Source organism: Amycolatopsis sp. TRM77291, assembly GCF_054166285.1.
Window position 1 is genome coordinate 1 of record NZ_JBSZHF010000007.1, and the last position, 2,783, is coordinate 2,783.

A 2,783-nucleotide genomic window follows, 5' to 3' on the forward strand; every position below is an offset into this window, starting at 1 on the left:
CCCCCCCCCCCCCCCCCCCCCCACGCCCCGGTGACCAGAACTCCCACGAGCCGACCTTACTCAGCCGCCGAAGAGCTGGACCACCTTGCGGAACAGTTCGTAGACCCCGTAGGCGAACGGGAGCGCGACCCACAGCCAGGCGAAGACCATCAGCCCGGTGCGGCGGCGTTCGGGAGCCTGTTCGGTCATCGGGCCTCACTCCTCGCGGGCTCGCCGGGCGACACCGGCTCGTGGAACTTCGGGTTGACGGGGCGCACCAGTTCGTTGGCGACGAAACCGACCACCAGCAGGCCGATCATGATGAACAGCGACGTCGAGTAGAGGTCGGGGCCGACCTTGCCCGCCGCCTTCTGGCTGTCGGCGATGGCGTTGACGATGAGCGGCCCGAGCACACCGGCCATCGACCACGCGGTCAGCAGCCTGCCGTGGATCGCGCCCACCTGGTAGGTGCCGAAAAGGTCCTTCAAATACGCCGGCACGGTCGCGAAACCGCCGCCGTAGAACGACAGGATCAGCATGGCGCACAGGACGAACACGAGCTTCGACGCGTTGGTGGTCAGCGCGATCACCAGGTACAGCAGGGCGCCGGCGCCGAGGTACAGCCGGTAGATGTTCTTGCGTCCCACCAGGTCCGAAGTGGACGACCAGACGAACCGGCCGAGCATGTTGGTCAGCGAGAGCAAGGCCACGAACCCGGCCGCGGCGGCGGTGCCGACCGGGGTCGAGGTCTCGCGGAAGAAGTCCGCGATCATCGGCGACGCCTTCTCCAGGATGCCGATGCCCGCGGTCACGTTGAAGCACAGGACCACCCAGAGCAGCCAGAACTGCGGCGTCCTGAGGGCGTTGCGCGCCGACACGTTCGCGGTGGTGATCATCGCGTTGCCGTGGTCGGTCTTGGGTTCCCAGCCCGACGGCTTCCAGCCGTCGGCGGGAACACGGACCAACAGGATGCCGAGGGTCATGAAGACCGCGTAGACCAGGCCGTGCACGAGGAAGGCCGTCGCGACCGTCCCGGCCGACCACGGCGCCGCGCCCAGCATCTGCGAGGACCACGGGGAGGCGATCAGCGCGCCGCCGCCGAAGCCCATGATCGCGATCCCGGTGGCCATCCCCGGCCGGTCCGGGAACCACTTGATGAGCGTCGACACGGGCGAGATGTAGCCGATGCCGAGCCCGATGCCGCCGATCCCGCCCCAGCCGAGGACGACGAGCCAGTACTGCGAGGTCGCCACGCCGAGCGCGGACAGCAGGAAACCGGAGCTGAAACAGACCATCGAGACGAACATCGCCCAGCGTGGCCCGTTGCGTTCGACGAGCGTCCCGCCGAACGCCGCCGACAGCCCGAGCATCACGATGCCGAGCTGGAACGGCAGCGCGCTCTCCGTGCCGCTGAGCCCGAGGGTCTTCTCCAGCGGCGGTTTGAAGACGCTCCACGCGTACGCCTGCCCGATCGACAGGTGGACGGCGAGCGCGGCGGGCGGCACCAGCCAGCGGCTCCAGCCCGGCGATGCGACGATGCGGGAACGGTCCAGGAAGCCGACAGCCATCCGGCGCCTCCGTACTCTGGGGATGTGCACTGGGAATGTATTACTTAATTCCCGGCGTTGCAGTATTCGAGTGTCGAATAACCGGTCAGAAGGGTGGACAAGTGGGCAGGGTGACGGTGCGGCGTCCGGTGCGGAAGATCTCCGCCACGAAGGACGTGCGACGCCCCGACGCGCTCGCGGCCGAGGAACCGCTGGAGATCCGGGTCGGCGGCAAGGCACTCGCGGTCACCATGCGGACACCCGGCAACGACGTGGAACTGGCGCACGGGTTCCTGCTGTCGGAGGGCGTGCTCGCCTCGCGCGAGGACGTCGCGGTCGCGCGGTACTGCGACGGCGTCGACGACCAGGGCCGCAACACCTACAACGTCCTGGACATCGCGCTGGCCGAAGGGGTCGCTCCGCCGGAGACCGGTGTCGAGCGGAACTTCTACACCACGTCCTCGTGCGGCGTCTGCGGCAAGGCCGCGCTCGACGCGGTGAAGCTGAAAAGCCGCTTTTCGCCGGAGAAGTCCGAGTTCGCGGTGAGCACCGACGTACTGTCGAAGCTCCCGGACACGCTTCGCGCGCACCAGAAGGTGTTCTCCAGCACGGGCGGGCTGCACGCGGCCGCCCTGTTCGACGGCGACGGGAATCTCGCCGTCGTCCGCGAGGACGTCGGCAGGCACAACGCCGTCGACAAGGTCCTCGGCTGGGCGCTGCAGGAGGGCCGGATCCCCGCGGCGGACGTCGGGCTGCTGGTATCCGGGCGCGCCTCGTTCGAACTGGTGCAGAAGGCCGCCATGGCCGGGATCGGCCTGCTGGCGGCGGTTTCCGCCCCGTCGTCGCTGGCCGCGGAACTGGCCGACGAGAACGGCATGACCCTCATCGGTTTCCTGCGCGGCGACAGCATGAACCTCTACAGCGGGGAACAGCGGGTGCTCGGCCTCGGGGGCTGAAGGACGCTTTGGGACCAACCGTGTCGTGAGTTCGTACGGACGACACGCGTGATCGGACGGACGGCTCGCGGTGGAGCCCCGGCCGTGGCCGTGTCGTCCACCTGATCACGCGTGTCGTCCATTCGAGACCCGGCCCACTCGGTACCGGGGTTTCGTGTCCTGCTGGGTGCTGGGCTTGGCCGGGGAGTTGCGAAAGCCACTTTCGCAACGTCGGCCGTGGCCCGGTCCGGCGCCGCGCTGGCGACCGTGTCGCGAAAGCCACTTTCGCGACGTCTGGTGTCCCGAAAGTGGCTTTCGCGAC

General features: G+C 68.7%; 3 protein-coding genes. 1 reads left to right on the forward strand and 2 read right to left on the reverse strand.

Annotation, left to right across the window (positions count from 1 at the left end; all coding sequences use genetic code 11):
* Positions 1-60: 60 nt before the first annotated feature.
* Together ACXIZN_RS43025 and ACXIZN_RS43030 are read right to left on the reverse strand one after the other, a co-directional pair.
* Positions 61-189, reverse strand: a complete 129-nt coding sequence (locus ACXIZN_RS43025) for an MFS transporter small subunit (protein ID WP_255355414.1) — start codon at positions 187-189, stop codon at positions 61-63.
* Positions 186-1,547 carry an L-lactate MFS transporter gene (locus ACXIZN_RS43030; RefSeq protein WP_457960754.1) on the reverse strand — a complete coding sequence of 454 codons (1,362 nt, stop codon included), beginning with the start codon at positions 1,545-1,547 and terminating at the stop codon, positions 186-188. Before ACXIZN_RS43030 ends, ACXIZN_RS43025 begins: the two co-directional genes overlap by 4 nt.
* A gap of 101 nt (positions 1,548-1,648) precedes the next feature.
* On the opposite strand from ACXIZN_RS43030, the gene fdhD reads away from it, so the two are divergent.
* Positions 1,649-2,482, forward strand: a complete 834-nt coding sequence (gene fdhD / locus ACXIZN_RS43035) for a formate dehydrogenase accessory sulfurtransferase FdhD (protein ID WP_457960755.1) — start codon at positions 1,649-1,651, stop codon at positions 2,480-2,482.
* The last annotated feature ends 301 nt before the right edge of the window (positions 2,483-2,783 follow it).